This is a genomic window from Pseudomonas sp. efr-133-TYG-23, assembly GCF_030209215.1.
Classification (GTDB): Bacteria; Pseudomonadota; Gammaproteobacteria; order Pseudomonadales; family Pseudomonadaceae; genus Aquipseudomonas; species Aquipseudomonas rhodesiae.
This window is the reverse complement of sequence record NZ_JARVSL010000030.1, coordinates 1-16,816: the sequence shown is the minus strand read 5'-3', so window position 1 is coordinate 16,816 and position 16,816 is coordinate 1. Positions and strand designations below refer to the sequence as shown.

Annotated in this window: 10 protein-coding genes and 1 pseudogene; 3 read left to right on the top strand and 8 right to left on the bottom strand. The window is 61.4% G+C overall.

Features of this window, described 5'->3' with window-relative positions; translation table 11 throughout:
* Positions 1–113: 113 nt before the first annotated feature.
* Positions 114–1,334 (bottom strand): aspartate aminotransferase family protein, encoded by a 1,221-nt coding sequence (locus tag QRN41_RS20420; RefSeq protein WP_034099940.1) that lies wholly within the window; start codon positions 1,332–1,334, stop codon positions 114–116.
* Between the two features lie 304 nt (positions 1,335–1,638).
* Between QRN41_RS20420 and QRN41_RS20415 the strand changes: the two genes are divergently transcribed.
* On the top strand, positions 1,639–7,569 hold the full coding sequence (locus tag QRN41_RS20415) for a dermonecrotic toxin domain-containing protein (protein WP_285422065.1): 5,931 nt from the start codon (positions 1,639–1,641) through the stop codon (positions 7,567–7,569).
* A gap of 8 nt (positions 7,570–7,577) precedes the next feature.
* Here the strand turns inward: QRN41_RS20415 and argR are convergent, their stop codons facing one another.
* From argR to acs, 7 genes are all read right to left on the bottom strand, one after another.
* On the bottom strand, positions 7,578–8,558 hold the full coding sequence (gene argR / locus QRN41_RS20410) for a transcriptional regulator ArgR (RefSeq protein WP_034139054.1): 981 nt from the start codon (positions 8,556–8,558) through the stop codon (positions 7,578–7,580).
* Between the two features lie 204 nt (positions 8,559–8,762).
* The gene (locus QRN41_RS20405; protein ID WP_010208310.1) at positions 8,763–9,527 is read right to left on the bottom strand and encodes an ABC transporter ATP-binding protein; all 765 of its coding nucleotides are present in this window, start codon (positions 9,525–9,527) and stop codon (positions 8,763–8,765) included.
* A gap of 27 nt (positions 9,528–9,554) precedes the next feature.
* Positions 9,555–10,667 carry a succinylglutamate desuccinylase/aspartoacylase family protein gene (locus QRN41_RS20400; RefSeq protein ID WP_034114875.1) on the bottom strand — a complete coding sequence of 371 codons (1,113 nt, stop codon included), beginning with the start codon at positions 10,665–10,667 and terminating at the stop codon, positions 9,555–9,557.
* Position 10,668: 1 nt separating this feature from the next.
* The gene (locus tag QRN41_RS20395) at positions 10,669–11,367 is read right to left on the bottom strand and encodes an ABC transporter permease (protein ID WP_034099949.1); all 699 of its coding nucleotides are present in this window, start codon (positions 11,365–11,367) and stop codon (positions 10,669–10,671) included.
* A complete protein-coding gene (locus tag QRN41_RS20390) occupies positions 11,364–12,053 on the bottom strand; it encodes an ABC transporter permease (RefSeq protein WP_003193627.1) in 690 nt (229 codons plus the stop codon). Before QRN41_RS20390 ends, QRN41_RS20395 begins: the two co-directional genes overlap by 4 nt.
* A gap of 91 nt (positions 12,054–12,144) precedes the next feature.
* Positions 12,145–12,930 (bottom strand): L-arginine-binding protein AotJ, encoded by a 786-nt coding sequence (gene aotJ, locus QRN41_RS20385; protein WP_034099951.1) that lies wholly within the window; start codon positions 12,928–12,930, stop codon positions 12,145–12,147.
* 624 nt (positions 12,931–13,554) lie between these two features.
* Entirely contained in the window at positions 13,555–15,510 is a 1,956-nt protein-coding gene (gene acs / locus QRN41_RS20380) for an acetate--CoA ligase (RefSeq protein ID WP_034099953.1), read from the bottom strand.
* A gap of 399 nt (positions 15,511–15,909) precedes the next feature.
* Here acs and QRN41_RS20375 point away from each other — a divergent pair, with 399 nt between their 5' ends.
* Together QRN41_RS20375 and QRN41_RS20370 are read left to right on the top strand one after the other, a co-directional pair.
* The gene (locus QRN41_RS20375; RefSeq protein ID WP_034139056.1) at positions 15,910–16,179 is read left to right on the top strand and encodes a DUF2790 domain-containing protein; all 270 of its coding nucleotides are present in this window, start codon (positions 15,910–15,912) and stop codon (positions 16,177–16,179) included.
* A gap of 510 nt (positions 16,180–16,689) precedes the next feature.
* Positions 16,690–16,816 (top strand): annotated as a pseudogene (locus tag QRN41_RS20370) (ribonucleotide-diphosphate reductase subunit beta); the annotation flags it as partial.

Here is a 16,816-nt window from a genome sequence, read left to right as displayed (position 1 = left end):
GAGGGGGCTTGCCCCCGATAGCAGTCTGTCAGTTGATACATCTGTGACTGATACACCGCCATCGGGGGCAAGCCCCCTCCCACACTTGATCCGGTCCGACAGACAGATGTGTATCAGGCTTGGGTCAGCGTTTTAACCGCACGCTCGAAACGATCCAGGCCTTCGTTGATGTCTGCTTCGTCCACCACCAGGCTCGGGGCGAAACGCACCACGTCGGGGCCGGCTTGCAAGATCATCAGGTTTTCTTTTTCGGCCGCATTGAACACGTCCTTGGCCTTGCCCTTGAATGCATCGCTCAATACGCAACCGATCAGCAGGCCCATGCCGCGTACTTCGGTGAAGATGCCGTACTGCTTGCCGATCTGTTCCAGGCGCGCCTTGAACAGTGCGTGCTTGGCCGTCACGCCCGCCAGCACTTCAGGGGTGTTGATCACGTCGATCACCGCTTCGGCCACTGCACATGCCAGCGGGTTGCCGCCGTAAGTGGTGCCGTGGGTGCCGACCACCAGGTGCTTGGCCAGCGCTTCAGTGGTAAGCATCGCCGCGATCGGGAAACCGCCGCCCAGGCTCTTGGCGCTGGTGAGGATGTCCGGGGTCACGCCGTAATGTTGGTAGGCGAACAGATGGCCGCTACGGCCCATGCCGGTCTGCACTTCGTCGAACACCAGCAACGCGTCGTGTGCATCGCACAGCTCGCGGGCGCCTTGCAGGTAGGCCAGCTCGGCCGGCAGTACACCGCCTTCGCCCTGGATCGGTTCCAGCACCACGGCGCAGGTCTTGTCCGAAACGGCGGCTTTCAGTGCAGCCAGGTCGTTATAAGGAACGTGGGTGATGCCGGTGATTTTAGGCCCGAAACCATCGGAGTACTTGGATTGGCCACCGACGTTGACGGTGAACAGGGTACGGCCATGGAAGCTGTTGAGTGCCGCGATGATCTCGTACTTCTCGCTGCCGAAGCGGTCGAACGCCACGCGGCGCGCCAGCTTGAACGCGGCTTCGTTGGCCTCGGCGCCGGAGTTGCAGAAGAACACGCGCTCGGCAAAGGTGGCGTCGATCAGCTTATGGGCCAGGCGCAGCGCCGGCTCGTTAGTGAATACGTTGGAGACATGCCACAGCTTGTTGGCCTGCTCGGTCAACGCGCCGACCAGTGCCGGGTGGGCATGGCCCAAAACGTTGACCGCGATGCCGCCGGCAAAGTCGATCAGCTCGCGACCGGCCTGGTCCCAGACGCGGGAACCTTTGCCACGCACAGGGATGAACGCGGCAGGTGCGTAGTTGGGAACCATGACCTGGTCGAAATCGGCACGTTGCACCGGGGCTTGCTCAACGGACATCGGAGTCTCCTGAAGAGGAACGCCTGCCTGGAACTGGCGGGCGATGCAGGGATTGTAAGGACAGTTTTCAGCGCGACCTTGCCGCCAAGCGACAACTTCTTATAGCGCCAACCCCGGTTTTACGCGGGTTTACGGCAATGCGACATATAGCGTCGCAATGGCGCAGTTTAAACCGTGCGCCCGCTCCGTGGGCAGGTTCGATCACGGCCCATCGGCAAATTTCGCGCAGCCCTAACCGGCTACCACAGGCTGCACGACGCGAACTGGTTTGCTGAGGGCTTCTTGACCTTGCCCTGGAGCCCTTGTGACTGAACTCCCCACCTCCTCCGTTCCCCACTACGACATCCTGAAAAACGCCCTGCCCCCATGGCTGGCCGACATCACACCCGACAGACGCAGCGACCTGGCCCAGCCCGAATCGATCGTCGCCGACTGGTACAAAAATGCCAGCGCGGCGCAGCATCGAACGCTCAAACGCCTCAATGACCAGGCCTGGATTGCCCAGAACTCGGTGGTCACTGCCATGGCGCAGCTCAAAAGCCCCCAGGCTTTTGGCGCCGAGCGCCTGCAAGCGGCGCTCAAGGCGCAATACGGCGTGAGCATCGACGTGAGGAGCACCTGGCTGCAGCTTTATATCCCGCTGAAAATCGCCGGTTTCACCGTCAAACCCGGCGCCGCGCGCACCTGGTCGGTGTCACTGATCGAGGCGGCGCTGCACAACTTTGAAGCCAGCGAAACCGCAGTCGATGCCTATGACAGCGCCTCCACCTTCAGCACCCGCCCCACGGCCGCCGGGCACTTTGAAGCGCTGCCTGGGGTGGCCGCGCAGATCACAGTCGCGCAATTCACGGCGCTGTGTCGCCAGCTCGACATCGGCGCGGCGTATCAGCGCTACCTGCGCGACTACCTTGACCTGGATAACGCCGTGGCCCAGGCCCGCCTGCGGCAACGTCTCCAACACAGCCACATGAGCGCCCTGAAACGCGCGCTGTACATGGCCCTGCTCAAGCAAGACCTGCCGCAGAGTGGCTATGACAGCGTTATCGGCCTGCTCAACGGCCAAGCCCACAGCGCTAACGGTTGCCAGCCTCTGTTGCGGTATGAGCTGAGTATCCTGTCCACCCGACTGGCCGGCATCGTGCTGTTCGCCGACGATCTGGCGACCAGCCGCAGCGTGGTGCCGGTGATCGCCTGGATCCCGGATGACCCGCAGCACCCGATCAAGCACTACCCCAGCGGCCAGGCGTTTATGCGCGCGCTGTGCGAGCAATTGCGCAATCCGGATTACCAGCGCTTTTTCAGCCGCTTTGTCGCTCACGAGGACCTCGGTACGTTCTTTGCCGACCTCAACCAACGCCTTACCCAGGTCACCTGGCATGCGCACATCCCTGGCGAATCGACCGCCAGCTGGCGCGAAACCGCAGTGGCCCGGCCGAACCTGCAGTTTCGTCCGATGCCCATCGCCGGCGATCTGTTCGAGCACCTGTATCAGGTCAAGCTCAATAAACTGCTCAATGATGCGCGCACCCAGGCGGTGTCCACGGCCAGTGTCGATCAGCAAGCGCGCTGGGAACGCTGGGCGGTGCTGCAAAAGATCGGCAGTACGTTGCTGCAAATCCTCGCGTTTATTGCCACGCCGTTCGTGCCGCCGCTGGGAGCGTTGGTACTGGGCTACAGCGCCTATCAACTACTCGACGACGCGTTTGAGGGGATTGTCGACTGGGCCGAAGGCCAAAGGCGCGAGGCGCTTGGCCACGCGTTGTCGTTTTCCGAGCAACTGGTGCAACTGGGGATGTTCGGCGTCGGCCTGCCCATTGCAGCCGACCTGCTGCGCGCGTCCCTGCCGGCCAATGTGTTGGGCTTTATCGACGCGCTCAGTCCGGTCACCAGGCCCAGCGGCGATACCCGCTTGTGGAAGCCCGACCTGGCGCCCTATCGCCATGACCTGAGCATTCCCAAGGACCTGCGCCCGGATGCACAAGGCATCCTTTGGCACCACGGCAAGCCCGTGCTGCGCCTTGGCGATGGGTACTACCAGTTGCGCACCGACGCGACATCCGGGCGCCATACCCTTGAGCATCCCACGCGCGCCGATGCCTATCGCCCCAGCGTCATGACCAATGGCCACGGCGCCTGGCTCACCGAGCTGGAACGCCCCCTGAGTTGGGACACGCCCACCCTGCTGCGGCGCCTGGGTCATCAGGTCGACAACCTCAGCGATACGCGCCTGCAACAGGCCCAGGACATCAGCGCCACCCACGACAACCTGCTGCGCCACATGCACATCAACCAGCAGCCCCCACCGCCGCTGCTGGCCGACAGCCTCAAGCGCTTCACCCTCGACCAGCGCCTGCAAGACTTCGTCACCCAGATGAACAGCGACGACCCGGCGGTCTATCGACAGGCCGATCCGCGTATCCAACTGCAGTTGGTGGTCACCTACGAACCGTGGCCGCAAACCCGAACCCTGCGATTCCTCGATCCTCAGGGCAACACCCTGTGGGAGTTTGCTCGCAACGGTGAGGCCAGCGTGGTGCAGGTGCATCAGGCGCAACTGGAGAACGGTGACCTGCTGCGGGTGCTGATCGAAAGCCTGGATGAATCAGAGCGCAAAAGCCTGCTGGAGGAGCCATTCGGCACGCCGCCGTCTTCGGCGCAAACCCGTGCGAACGCGTGGCGCAAACGTCTCGCGCGGCTGGCCTGGGATAAGCGCTTTGCGCTGTTCGACGCCCACTATCGCGGCCTGGAAACCGCGCGCAATGCCCGCGTGCAGCGCATCATCGACGCCGCACCGAACCCCGGCTTGCCCACCAGCGTCGCCGAAGAAATCCTCGCCGGTGCCGACGGCGACGAGCTGCGCGCACTGGACCGGGCCACCGTGCCCGCCCGGTTGAAAGAACTGGCCGACTGGGCGCAACTGCAAGTCAGGACCACCCGCGCCTACGAAGGCCTGTACCTGGAAGCCAGCGACAGCCCAGACACCCCCAGGCTGGCCCTGCACTCCCTGGAAAACCTGCCGGGCTGGCAGGCCAGTACGCGCCTGGAAGTTCGCCGCTACCAGGTCAACGGCACGCTGCTTGACGCCATCGGTCCCGAGGATGCCGAAGTGCGCCGCGTCCTGGTGCACACCGTGGAAGGCGACTACGTTCCCTATGATCAGCAGAACGCGCTCTTTGGCAGCAGCGACTTTTACACCGCCCTCCTCCAGGCCCTGCCGGACGCCCGCCGCGATGCGCTGAACATCCATATCGGCCAAGGCGAACGGCTCAAGCAGGCGATTGCCGCCCACGCACTCGGGCGCGAACCCTTGCGCCGACTGTTGCACGCAGATCCGCTGATCAAGCCACCCTACAACCCAGCCTTTATGCGCCTGCGTGGTGGCATGGATGGCTATCGGCCCGCCGATGCGCCGCAACCCGGCTCCAGCCAGGAGTTGACCCTCGAACAACGCGCCCACGACTTACTGCCGACGCTGTCCGCCGAACAGGTACGCGATCTGGTACAGACCCTGGAGAGCCGACCCGGCGGCGCATTGGCCACACTGGTGACGCTGAAAAATGAATACATGAGGCTGGATGTCGGCCTGTCGCTGTGGGTGTCCAGCACCCCACGTTTTCGCGCGGTCAGCGAAGCTCCAATGAGTGAAGCCGAGTATGACTATGCGCGGCGCAACCGCGAGCTGTGGGCCACGGAAATCCGGCGCGCATGGCGCCAGGAAACCGAGGTGGATCAGTACTACGAAGCCATGTCGCGCAACGGCCATGTACTCAAACTGACCGCGCCGATCATCGGTGAACTGCCGCGCCTGTCGGCGCGTATGGAACACATCTCGCGCCTGGAGGTGGTCGGCGACGGCCAGCCCTTACAGATCAATACGTTCCTGCAACTGTTTCCCCGGCTGCGCAACCTGACCCTTCGCCACCTGGCGCTTGAGGGGCTTCCGGAAACCATCGCCGCGATGCCCAACCTCAACGAGCTGATCCTCAGCGACTGCCAATTGCGTCTGAACCAGGAAGCCCATGGTCGTCTCAGCGCTCTGAGCCGCCTGGTCACGCTGGATCTGTACAACAACCCGCTGGGCCGCACTCCCACGGTCGAGCACATGCCGAACCTGAAATACCTTGACCTCAACTACACCGGCATCACCGAGCTGCCTGCGGGCTTGTTGACTCGCCAGGACCTGACCCTGGCGCTGCTGTCGCACAACCGTATCCAGACACTGCCCGCCGAGCTGTTCGATGCGCCCGCGCGCATCAGCGACAAGCTCGACCTGTCCGAAAACCCGCTGTCGCGCGCGTCGCTGGAGCGGGTCAAGGCGCATTTCCAACGCACCGCCAGGCACTGGGGCATCAGCGCCGATCCGGCGGATGTGGCCCAGGCCCAACAGCTGTACCCCACTTTCAGCAGCGACGAAATCAATCGCTTCATTTTTGCCCTGCCGGGCAATCTGGAAGCCGGCAGGATTGCCCTGACCCGTCTCGAACTTGAGTACCTGGGCATCCGTGGCGACATGCAGGACTGGGCCGACGCGCCCCTGCTGTCCACCGCCGAGCGCACCTACCGCAACCTGTTTCTGCAGGATATGGAGGCGGCCTGGCGTCGCGAAATCCCCCTCGATGCGCAGCATCAGGGCCTTACCACCGGCTATGAACTGACCCTGCGCAAACCGGTCAGCGGCACACTGCCAAGCCTGCATACCACCTTCGACCACGTCACAGCGCTCAGCCTGCACGGCGCTGGTGCCGAGCTGCGCCTGGGAGCGTTCCTGCAAGCTTTCCCCGCGTTGAAACGGCTGACCGTGCGGCAATACTCCCTGGACGCGCTGCCCTTGAGCATCACCAACCTGCGCCAGCTCACCCAATTGAGCCTGAACCGCACGCGGCTGCGCCTGACCCCATTGGCCGCCAATGCACTGTCGGGGATGGTCAACCTGGAACAGCTGGATTTGAGCGACAACCCCCTCGAAAATATTCCCGATACGCGCCGTCTGACACGGCTCACCCGACTGTCACTGAGCAATACCGGCCTGACCGAGATTCCCGCCGACCTGCTGTCGCTGCCGCCCCGCACCTATCTGGACCTGAGCCACAACGCCCTGGAGAACCTGCCGGATCAAGCCTTCAACCTGCCCGTCAACGTAGCGGCCAGGGTCGATCTGTCCGCCAACCCGCTGTCGCGCCCAGCGTTGCGCCGCATCAAAGCCTACTACCAGGCCACCGGAGAGTTCTGGCTGGCGACTCCGCCCGCCGAGGACCTGCAACGGATCAGGGCGCTATATCCGGCCGTCTCGGACACCGAACAAGCACGCATCTATTTCGATCTGCCTGGCGACATCGATGGCGCCGCTCACCAGATCACGCGCCTGGGCCAAGAGTACGAACAGCTGCGCAGCCAGTTGCAGGAATGGGCACTCAATGTGCCCACCCGCGATCCGCTGCTCGATACGGTACTGGACGTGGGTGCCCGCGCCGAAGAACAACTGCGGCGCATGCACTTCAAAGCGCTGCTGGAAAGCTGCTGGCGCCGGGAAGTCGAGCCGGATGAAGCGGGCAACGTCCCGCCGTATCACACCTACAAACTGGTGTTTCACGGCCAGTTGCTCGGGCCGCTGCCGACGCTGCGCGCCCACTTCGGCCACGTCACCTTGCTTGAATTGATCGGCGAAGGCACCAGCCAAAGCGTCGACGGCCTGTTGCGGTGCTTCCCCAATCTCAAGCATCTGGTGATCGAACGCTATGTTCTGGGCGACATCCCCGCGCCGGTGTTCGCCTTGCATTCGCTGCGTAACCTGACGCTGACAGAAAACATGATCCGCCTGACCCCACAGAGCGCGGGCCAACTGGCCAGTCTGGAAAATCTCATTTATCTGGACTTGAGCGACAACACCCTGGGCATCACACCGGATGTGCGCAACCTGCAGCGCCTGACCACCCTTTACCTGCACAACTGTGGCCTGACCGAAGTGCCAATCGGTGTGTTCAACCTTGGGCGACTGCGCATTCTGGATGCCAGCGACAACCTGATCGAGCACCTGCCCAGCGATCTGCTGGAAATGCCTCTGCCGATTAACGACGACTCCGATCTGAGTGGCAACCCATTGTCGGACGAGAGCATCGAGTTGCTGCGCCAGTATTATCAGCAGACTGGCTACGAACTCGGCGTGGAAGCGGCGATGTTCGACGAGCATGGCGTGCCGCTGCTACCGCCGGGAACACCGGAGCCGATGGAGACGTGAGGTTGTTTTCAGCCGCGTTCGGCCGGCACCGAGGACAGCTCGAACGGGCTGCTGCTGCGGCGCTGGTTGCGGTCTTCGCGCGGGGTGGCGCCGAAGAAGTTGCGGTAGGCGCTGGAGAAGTGTGGCCCCGAGGAGAAGCCGCAGGACAGGCCGATCTGGATGATCGATTTGCTGGTTTGCATCAGCATCTGGCGCGCTTTGTTCAGGCGCAGTTCCAGGTAGTACTGGCTGGGAACGCGATTGAGGTATTGCTTGAAGATGCGCTCCAGTTGTCGTCGTGACACGCAGACATGCTGGGCGATTTCGTCGGTGGTCAGCGGCTCTTCGATGTTGGCTTCCATCAGCAGCACCGCCTGGGTCAGCTTCGGATGGCTGGAGCCCAGGCGGTTTTGCAGCGGAATGCGCTGACGCTCGCCGCCTTCGCGGATACGCTCGACCACCAGCTCTTCCGACACCGCACCGGCCAGTTCGGCGCCGTGATCACGGGCCAACACCGCCAACAGCAGGTCGAGCACCGACATGCCGCCGCAGGCGGTCAGGCGGTCGCGATCCCAGTCGAACAAATGGCTGGTGGCGATGACCTTGGGGAAACGCTCGGCGAAATCGTCCTGCCAGCGCCAATGCACGGCGGCGCGGTAGCCGTCGAGCAGGCCGAGCTGGGCCAAAGGATAAACCCCGGCCGACAGCCCACCGATCACGCAACCGGTGCGCACCAGTTGCTTGAGAGCGACGTTCAGTTGGGAAGCGATAACGGTGGGCGGCTCGTCGGCCAGCAGGAACAGTTTTTGGAAGCCTTCCAACTTGCCGGCCCACGGCTCGCCCGGCAATTGCCAGGCACCGTCGGTTGCCGGCTCCGCCAGCAGAAACGACAGCTCGTAGACCACCTCCGGATGCACCCGCTGGGCCACGCGCAAGGCCTCCTCAGCCAGCGCAAGCGTGAGTGCTTTAGTGCTGGGCCAAATCAGGAAACCAATTCGATGGGCAGTCATGGAGGGCTATCCGAAGCAAAACAGTGAAAGAAGCCGTGGGCCAATGCTAGCCCGTAAATGAACACAAATCTCAAAAACGATGAACATCCAATGTGGGAGGGGGCTTGCCCCCGATTGCGGTGTATCAGAATCAGATGTGCTGACTGACACTCAGCTATCGGGGGCAAGCCCCCACCCACATAAAGCAGCGCTCACAAGGAGTGGCTACTTCAAGCTGCCGGAAAGGAACTGCTGCAAGCGCTCGGACTGCGGGTTCACCAGCACTTCACGGGGGTTGCCGCGCTCTTCGACGATGCCTTTGTGCAAAAACACCAACTGGTTGGACACTTCACGGGCAAAGCCCATTTCGTGGGTCACCACCACCATGGTGCGGCCTTCCTGAGCCAGGTCCTGCATCACCTTGAGCACTTCGCCGACCAATTCCGGGTCGAGCGCTGAGGTGGGTTCGTCGAACAGCATCACCTCCGGCTCCATCGCCAAGGCACGGGCAATCGCCACGCGCTGCTGCTCGCCGCCGGACATGTGGCCGGGGAACGCATCCTTGCGATGGCCCACGCCGACCTTGGCCAGGTAGTGCTCGGCCTTTTCACGGGCCTCTTTCTTCGACACGCCCAGCACATGCACCGGGGCTTCCATCACGTTCTCAATCGCGGTCATGTGCGACCACAGGTTGAAATGCTGGAACACCATGGACAGGCGCGAACGCATGCGTTGCAGCTGCTTGGGGTCGGCCGCCTTCATGGCGCCGTCCTTGTTGGCCACCAGTTTCAGCTCTTCGTTATTGAGCAGAATCTTGCCGGCGTGGGGTTGCTCCAGCAGGTTGATGCAGCGCAAAAAGGTACTTTTGCCCGAACCGCTGGAACCGATGATGCTGATCACATCACCGGCGGCAGCGGCCAGGGATACGCCTTTGAGCACTTCATGACTGCCATAGCGTTTATGCAGGTCTTGGACTTCAAGCTTGTACATGCGGTCGGTTCTCACAAAAACAGGTGGTCAGTCGTTGAGCAAGCGCCCGTGTCGCAGCGCTTCGCGCCCCGCCACCTTGGCCAGCCAGAAACCCGCTTGGGCATAACGTAGCCGTTCAACGGCAAACAACACCCCCGAGGTGCCCGCGCAGATAATGCTCACGCGGTCGGTCAGGGGATCAATCACTTCAAAAATCGGCTCGCCTTTGTCGACCCAGTCCCCGGCTTTGCGCAGGTAACTGATCACCCCGGCATGGGGCGCGAACAGCAATTCGGTGCCTTCGAACGGCACGCCTTCGCACGGCTCGTGCTGCGGCGCCGGCCATTGGCCCTTGATCAGGCCTTGCTCGGCGAGGAACGCGAGGATGCCCTCGGCGTGGAAGATCGCCTCAGCGCGACCGGTATCGGCCTGCCCGCCCAGCTCCAGGGTGGTCGCCAGGCACGCCAGCGGGATCTGCGCCTCGGGGAACGCCCGCGACAAGCGCAGCCACGGCAGTGAGCAAGCCTCATCGAACGAACTGCCGCCGGAATCTTCTGCGAGCAGGCCGACTTTGACATTCAGGTGCGCCGACAGTGAGCGCCACTGCGGCCAGTGCTGAGGCAGCGCGTACATGTGCAGCGCGGCTTCGGCGTCGCAGTGCAGGTCGAGCACGATATCGGCGCTGCACGCATGCTTGAGCAGCACGCGCTGCATGCCTTGCAACTGGCTGCTGGGTTCGGGCAGTGCGTCCAGCGCCTGATCCATCGCCTGGCGGATCAAGCGCACGTTGGCGTGAGGATCATCGCCCAATTTGCCGTGCAGCAGCGCGGCGACCGGCTCGCTCAACTCGACAAAATCGCGGTTGAAATTCTTGCCGCTGCCCACTTCGAAACGCCCCTGATGGCTGCCTTGCAGCAACTGGCCCAGGCCCATCGGGTTGGCCACTGGCACCAGCTCGATCACGCCGTTGAGGGCGCCTTGCTGCTCCAGTTCGGTAAGGCGTTTTTTCAGCTCCCAGGCGGCGCGCATGCCGGGCAGTTCATCGGCGTGCAGGCTGGCCTGGATATAAGCCTTGCGCTCGCCGCTGCCGAAACGGAACACGCTCAACTGGCGCTCGCAGCCCAGGTGGCCCCAGGGCAACAGGTGATCGATACGTTGCATATCAGTGCTTCCGTGGAGCCAGGTAGCTCAGCCAGCGGCGCTCGGCCAACTTGAACAGGCGCACCAGGATAAAGGTCAGGCACAGGTAGAACGCGCCAGCGGTTATATAGGCTTCGAACGGCAGGTAATACTGCGCGTTCACGGTGCGCGCGGCGCCGGTGATGTCGATCAAGGTGACGATGGAGGCCAGGCTGGTGGTCTGCAGCATCATGATCACTTCGTTGCTGTACTGCGGCAGCGCGCGGCGCAGGGCCGACGGTAGCAGGATGCGGCGGTACAGCTTGTAGCGCGACATACCCATGGCCTTGGCCGCTTCGATCTCACCGTTAGGTGTGGCCTTGAGGCTGCCGGCAATAATTTCGGCGGTGTAGGCGCTGGTGTTGATGGCAAACGCCAGGCACGCGCAGAACGTGGCGCTGGACAGCAGCGGCCACATAAAGCTTTCGCGCACCACTTCGAATTGGGCCAGACCGTAGTAGATCAAAAACAGCTGCACCAGCATCGGCGTGCCACGGATCACGTAGGTATAGAGCCAGGCCACGCCATTGACCAACGGCTGCTTGGACACCCGCATCAAACCCAGGGGCACCGCCACGAGCAAGCCGAAGAACAGCGAGATGGCGAGCAGTTTCAGGGTGGTTGCCAGGCCGCCGAGGTACAGCGGCATGGCCTCCCAGATGACGTTGTAGTCGAAGATCATAGATCAGCCGCCCTTACGCCTACCGAGTAGCGCTTTTCAAGGTAACGCAAGGCCAGCAACGACACGCTGGTGATCACCAGGTACATCGCCGCCACTGCGAGGAAGAAGGTAAAAGGTTCGCGGGTGGCGTCGGCCGCCTGCTTGGCCTTGAACATCATGTCTTGCAGGCCCACCACCGAGATCAGCGCGGTGGCCTTGGTCAGTACCAGCCAGTTATTGGTGAAGCCGGGGATCGCCAGGCGGATCATCTGCGGCACCATCACCCGGAAAAACACCTGGAAGCTGCTCATGCCATACGCAAGGCCGGCTTCGGCCTGGCCCTTGGGGATGGCCATGAAGGCGCCGCGGAAGGTTTCCGACAGGTAGGCGCCGAAGATGAAACCCAGGGTGCCGATGCCGGCGGCCAAGGGGTTCAAGTCAATATAGTCGTCGAAGCCAAGCAGCGGAGCGACGCGATTGAGCAGGTCCTGACCGCCATAGAAAATCAGCAGGATCAACACCAGGTCGGGGATCCCGCGGATCACCGTGGAGTACAAGTCACCCAGCCAAGCCAGCCAGCGCACCGGCGACAGGCGCAGGGCGACCCCGATCAGACCCAGAACGATGGCCAAGGCCATGGACGACAAGGCGAGCTGAAGCGTCAACCATGCGCCATCGAGGATAACGGCCCCGTAGCCTTTCAACATGATTCAGGTCCTCGAAAAGGGGGATGAAAAAATGGCGCAAACCGCAGGAATTCTGTTGCTTGCGCCATTCTGGACAGACAGCTGCGACGATTTACTTGGCGTCGGCGCCGTAGATATCGAAGTCGAAGTACTTGTCTTGGATTTGCTTGTATTTGCCGTTGGCACGGATCGCCGCGATAGCCGCGTTGATGCGGTCGAGGTTTTCCTTGTCGCCTTTGCGCACCGCGATGCCTACGCCGTCGCCGAAGTATTTGACGTCGGTGAATGCAGGGCCTACGAAGGCGAAACCTTTGCCGGCGTCAGTCTTCAGGAAGCCGTCCTGCAGCAGGGTCGCATCAGCCACGGTGCCGTCGAGGCGACCGGCGGCCACGTCCAGGTAGATTTCGTTCTGGGTGCCGTAAGGAACCACGGTGGCGCCTTTAGGGGCCAGCACTTCCTTGGCGAAGCGATCGTGGATCGAACCGCGCTGCACACCGATCTTCTTGCCTTTCAACTCTTCCAGGCTGTCGCTGACGGTCGTGCCTTCCTTCAACACCAGGCGTGCTGGGGTCAGGTAGTAGCGGGTGGTGAAGTCCACAGACTTCTTACGGTCTTCGGTAATGGACATGGACGACAGGATCGCGTCGATCTTGCGCACTTTGAGTGCGGGGATCAGACCGTCGAATTCCTGCTCAACCCAGGTGCACTTGACCTTCATCTCTTCGCACAGCGCGTTGCCGATGTCGTAGTCGAAACCGACGATGCTGCCATCCGGCGCTTTCGACGCAAACGGAGGGTAGGCTGCTTCGATACCAATTTTCAGTGGCTTGCCTTCAGCGAAAGCCTGCATGGACAGCACGGACAGCGCCAGGGCGCCCAACAGCACGAGTTTCTTCATCTTGGGACTCCATCGGTATAGGGCAGAAACAGCAGTATGAGCCATGGCCCATGATGCGATTGAGTAAAACCGAATAGCGTTGCAGCGTCCTACGCCGGTGACTACCTGCGACGACGAGCGAGTGATCGGCATTCTAACGACAGGCCGGAAGCCGATATTTCCTCAATGCGACAACAATTTACAGAAGCACCGAGAAAGCGGTTCCAGCTCATTGACAGCCTCTGAAATTTATGCAGAGACAAAAGATATTAAACCTGTTGATGCTGCAAATTGCGGGCCTATTATTCGCAAACCCTTCTAGCACGGCAAGTCTAGCGTTTAATCTTATTTCCAGGGGTGTCTAAAACGCGGTTTTTCGGGGCATTCGCGTAGCCGTTCGCCTCAGGTGTGGGCAGCGGGTTACACATTTGCACCACTCGGTAACATTCGGAAACCTCCTACGTAATAAATCGATATTTATTGGTCTGGTGGTTATGTCGGACCGTCAGCCCCTCCGCCATACCCGCCTGGAACTGCACTCCAGGGGGCAAGCCCCCTCCCACATTGGTTCTCAGTGGTTTTGAGAGATCATAAAAAAGCCCCACTCGGCTTACGCCGAATGGGGCTGTTCCCACCTATCCCGCCTTACGCGACGTTCATGGTCTTGTGCGTCTCAATCAAATGCGCCACCACACCTGGGTCCGCCAGGGTGGAGATATCCCCCAACCCGTCGTACTCGCCCGTGGCGATCTTGCGCAGGATGCGGCGCATGATTTTGCCCGAGCGGGTTTTCGGCAGGCCCGGCGCCCACTGGATCACATCCGGCGAAGCAATCGGCCCGATCTCTTTGCGCACCCAGTTTTTCAACTCCAGGCGCAGGGCTTCGGTCGGTTCTTCGCCGCCATTCAAGGTGACGTAGACATAAATGCCCTGCCCCTTGATGTCGTGCGGCACACCCACCACCGCCGCTTCGGCGACTTTAGGGTGGGCGACCATCGCGCTTTCGATCTCGGCGGTGCCCATGCGGTGGCCGGAGACGTTCAACACGTCGTCCACGCGCCCGGTGATCCAGTAGTAACCATCCTCGTCACGGCGCGCGCCGTCACCGGTGAAGTACATGCCACGGAACGTTTTGAAATAGGTATCCACAAAACGGTCGTGGTCGCCGTACAAGGTACGGGCCTGGCCCGGCCACGAATCGAGGATCACCAGGTTGCCTTCGGCGGGGCCTTCGATCAGGTTGCCGAGGTTGTCCACCAACGCTGGCACGACGCCAAAGAACGGCCGCGCCGCCGAACCCGGCTTGAGCGCATGGGCGCCCGGCAGCGGGCTCATCATGTTGCCGCCGGTTTCGGTCTGCCACCAGGTGTCGACGATCGGGCAACGGGATTGACCGACGTTCTTGTAGTACCAGTCCCAGGCTTCCGGGTTGATCGGCTCGCCCACCGAACCGAGCAGACGCAGGCTGCTGCCGTCGGCGCCTTCGCAGGCGGCGGTGCCCGATGCCATCATCGCGCGAATCGCGGTCGGGGCGGTGTAGAGGATATTGACCTTGTGCTTGTCGACAATCTTCGCCACTCGGGTGATGTCCGGGTAGTTCGGCACGCCTTCGAACAGCAGCGTGGTCGCGCCATTGGCCAGTGGGCCGTAGACGATGTAGGTGTGACCGGTGACCCAGCCGACGTCGGCGGTGCACCAGTAGATTTCGCCCGGGCGGTAGTCAAAGACGCGCTCATGGGTCAGGGCCGCATACAGCAGGTAACCGCCGGTGGTGTGCTGCACGCCCTTGGGCTTGCCGGTGGAGCCGGAGGTATAGAGGATAAAGAGAGCTTCTTCGGCCCCCATCTCTTTCGGTGCGCAGACCGCGCCCGCCACTTTCATCAGGTCTTCGTACCAGATGTCGCGATGCTGGTTCCACTTGATCGCGCCGTTGGTGCGCTTGCACACGATGACTTTCTGGATGCTGCTGGTTTCCGGATTGGTCAGGGCGTCGTCGACGTTGGCCTTGAGCGGAATTTTCTTACCGGCGCGGATGCCTTCGTCGGCGGTGATCACCACCTTCGACTTACAGTCGATGATGCGACCGGCCAGGGCCTCCGGCGAAAAACCACCGAACACCACCGAGTGGATCGCACCGATGCGCGCGCAGGCCAGCATGGCGACCACGGCTTCGGGAATCATCGGCATATAGATGGTCACCACGTCGCCGCGGTGTACGTCCTGGCCACGCAGGGCGTTGGCGAATTTGCAGACTTCTTCGTGCAGCTCGCGGTAGGTGATGGTACGGCTCTCGGCAGGGTCATCGCCCTCCCAGATGATGGCTGCCTGATCGCCGCGCTCGGCGAGATGACGGTCCAGGCAGTTGTAGGAAACGTTCAAGGTGCCATCGGCGAACCACTTGATGTCGACGTGGTGATCGTCGAACGACGTCTGCTTCACCGTGGTGAAAGGCTTGATCCAGTCAAGACGCTTGGCTTGCTCGCGCCAGAAACCGTCGGGGTTGACCACCGACTGCTGGTACATGGCCTTGTAGGTCGCCTCGTCGGTCAGCGTGTTGGCTGCTACTTCGGGGCGAACGGGGTACAGGGAAGCCGCACTCATCTTTCTTACCTCGGTGACAATAGTTGTTTTTGTATGGCCCCTGTTTTAGCCGGGGTGAGCCTATAGAACCATTCGACGATGGTAGTAACAAGACCCTACAAATTGCCCTGCTATCCCCTTACACCGCTCTGGCCCGCAGCCTACGGGGCTTTACCGCCCAATGAAAAATCCTTCACCCGGGGATTGTTACAAAAACCGCCAAAAGTGTTTATCAAAAGCACGGGTATATGAATATAACCGGCACGCCTAAAATCAACTCCGCCAACAAGGCACTGTGATTAACAACGCAACAGCCCCCACGAAGGCAACGTTAATCCGAACTTCCCAACTTTTAAGTTACACACGCGGCCTCACAAGGGCCCCGTGACCCCTTTCGCCCTGAAGAAGGTAAATACAGTAATGAAAGCGTTAGTAGTGATGGCCCTCAGCAGCGTGTGTGCCACTGCCGCCCTGGCCGACGAAGCCCCGACCGAACTGGCCGGCAAGAACGCACCGATTGTCGAGGACTACACCTACAGCACTCATTTGGACATCGCCAAAGTACTGTCCATGAGCAACGTGCCGGATGTCTGCGAAGTTGTACCGGTAAAAATGGAATATGAAGATTCCCAAGGTCAGCGTCATATTCTTAATTACCATGTAATGGGCAATGGCTGCTCTAACGGCTAATAACGTATTTATTCAGATATAAACTCGGATCTTGGCCGCCGCAGAAAATCGTTTCTGCGGCCAAGAACCTGCCTTACAAAGCCCTACGTTGCGCCCTCACCCTCGCCTACCCAAAACATCCCACCGCCCGTCAAAAAATTCCTACCCCAGCAAAGCCTTGCAAACACGCGCTTTGACCGAAAACCATGGCCTTACAGCGGTCAATCGTGACCATCCGCCGCAACACAAAGCCGATTTTTTCCCTATAATGCGCGGGTAAATCGGGCCTGCAATATCCCTTTACACAGGGACGAAGAGCCAGACCTGAGGCCATCGCCGGAGCCAGCACCGACCGCTCCGCCCCTCAAGCCTCACGCAGCGCACCCGTTACGCAATTTCCGTTTAATGCCTGCGCGAGCTGTTGCAAGAAACGATTCCTTAAGATCCACCGCGGCCCTCGGGCCGTGTGAACACCCAACCATCCGGTTTCACACGGGCACCTTGGAGCCCTCACGCAGGAGACGACACGTCATGCTGAGCTGGGACGAATTCGACAAAGAAGATCAAGGCGAAGTAGCCACCAAAGGCGCCAACGCCGGCCATGCCACCGAAGCCAACATGGACCGCCTCGACGGTGCCGGCGCCGCCGCCGCCATTG

Excerpts from the sequence above, each read along its gene's own strand:
- QRN41_RS20420 (WP_034099940.1), bottom strand. The coding sequence starts at position 1,334 with ATGTCCGTTGAGCAAGCCCCGGTGCAACGTGCCGATTTCGACCAGGTC.
- QRN41_RS20400 (WP_034114875.1), bottom strand. The coding sequence starts at position 10,667 with ATGCAACGTATCGATCACCTGTTGCCCTGGGGCCACCTGGGCTGCGAG.
- aotJ (WP_034099951.1), bottom strand. The coding sequence starts at position 12,930 with ATGAAGAAACTCGTGCTGTTGGGCGCCCTGGCGCTGTCCGTGCTGTCC.
- QRN41_RS20395 (WP_034099949.1), bottom strand. The coding sequence starts at position 11,367 with ATGATCTTCGACTACAACGTCATCTGGGAGGCCATGCCGCTGTACCTC.
- QRN41_RS20405 (WP_010208310.1), bottom strand. The coding sequence starts at position 9,527 with ATGTACAAGCTTGAAGTCCAAGACCTGCATAAACGCTATGGCAGTCAT.
- argR (WP_034139054.1), bottom strand. The coding sequence starts at position 8,558 with ATGACTGCCCATCGAATTGGTTTCCTGATTTGGCCCAGCACTAAAGCA.
- QRN41_RS20375 (WP_034139056.1), top strand. The coding sequence starts at position 15,910 with ATGAAAGCGTTAGTAGTGATGGCCCTCAGCAGCGTGTGTGCCACTGCC.
- QRN41_RS20390 (WP_003193627.1), bottom strand. The coding sequence starts at position 12,053 with ATGTTGAAAGGCTACGGGGCCGTTATCCTCGATGGCGCATGGTTGACG.
- acs (WP_034099953.1), bottom strand. The coding sequence starts at position 15,510 with ATGAGTGCGGCTTCCCTGTACCCCGTTCGCCCCGAAGTAGCAGCCAAC.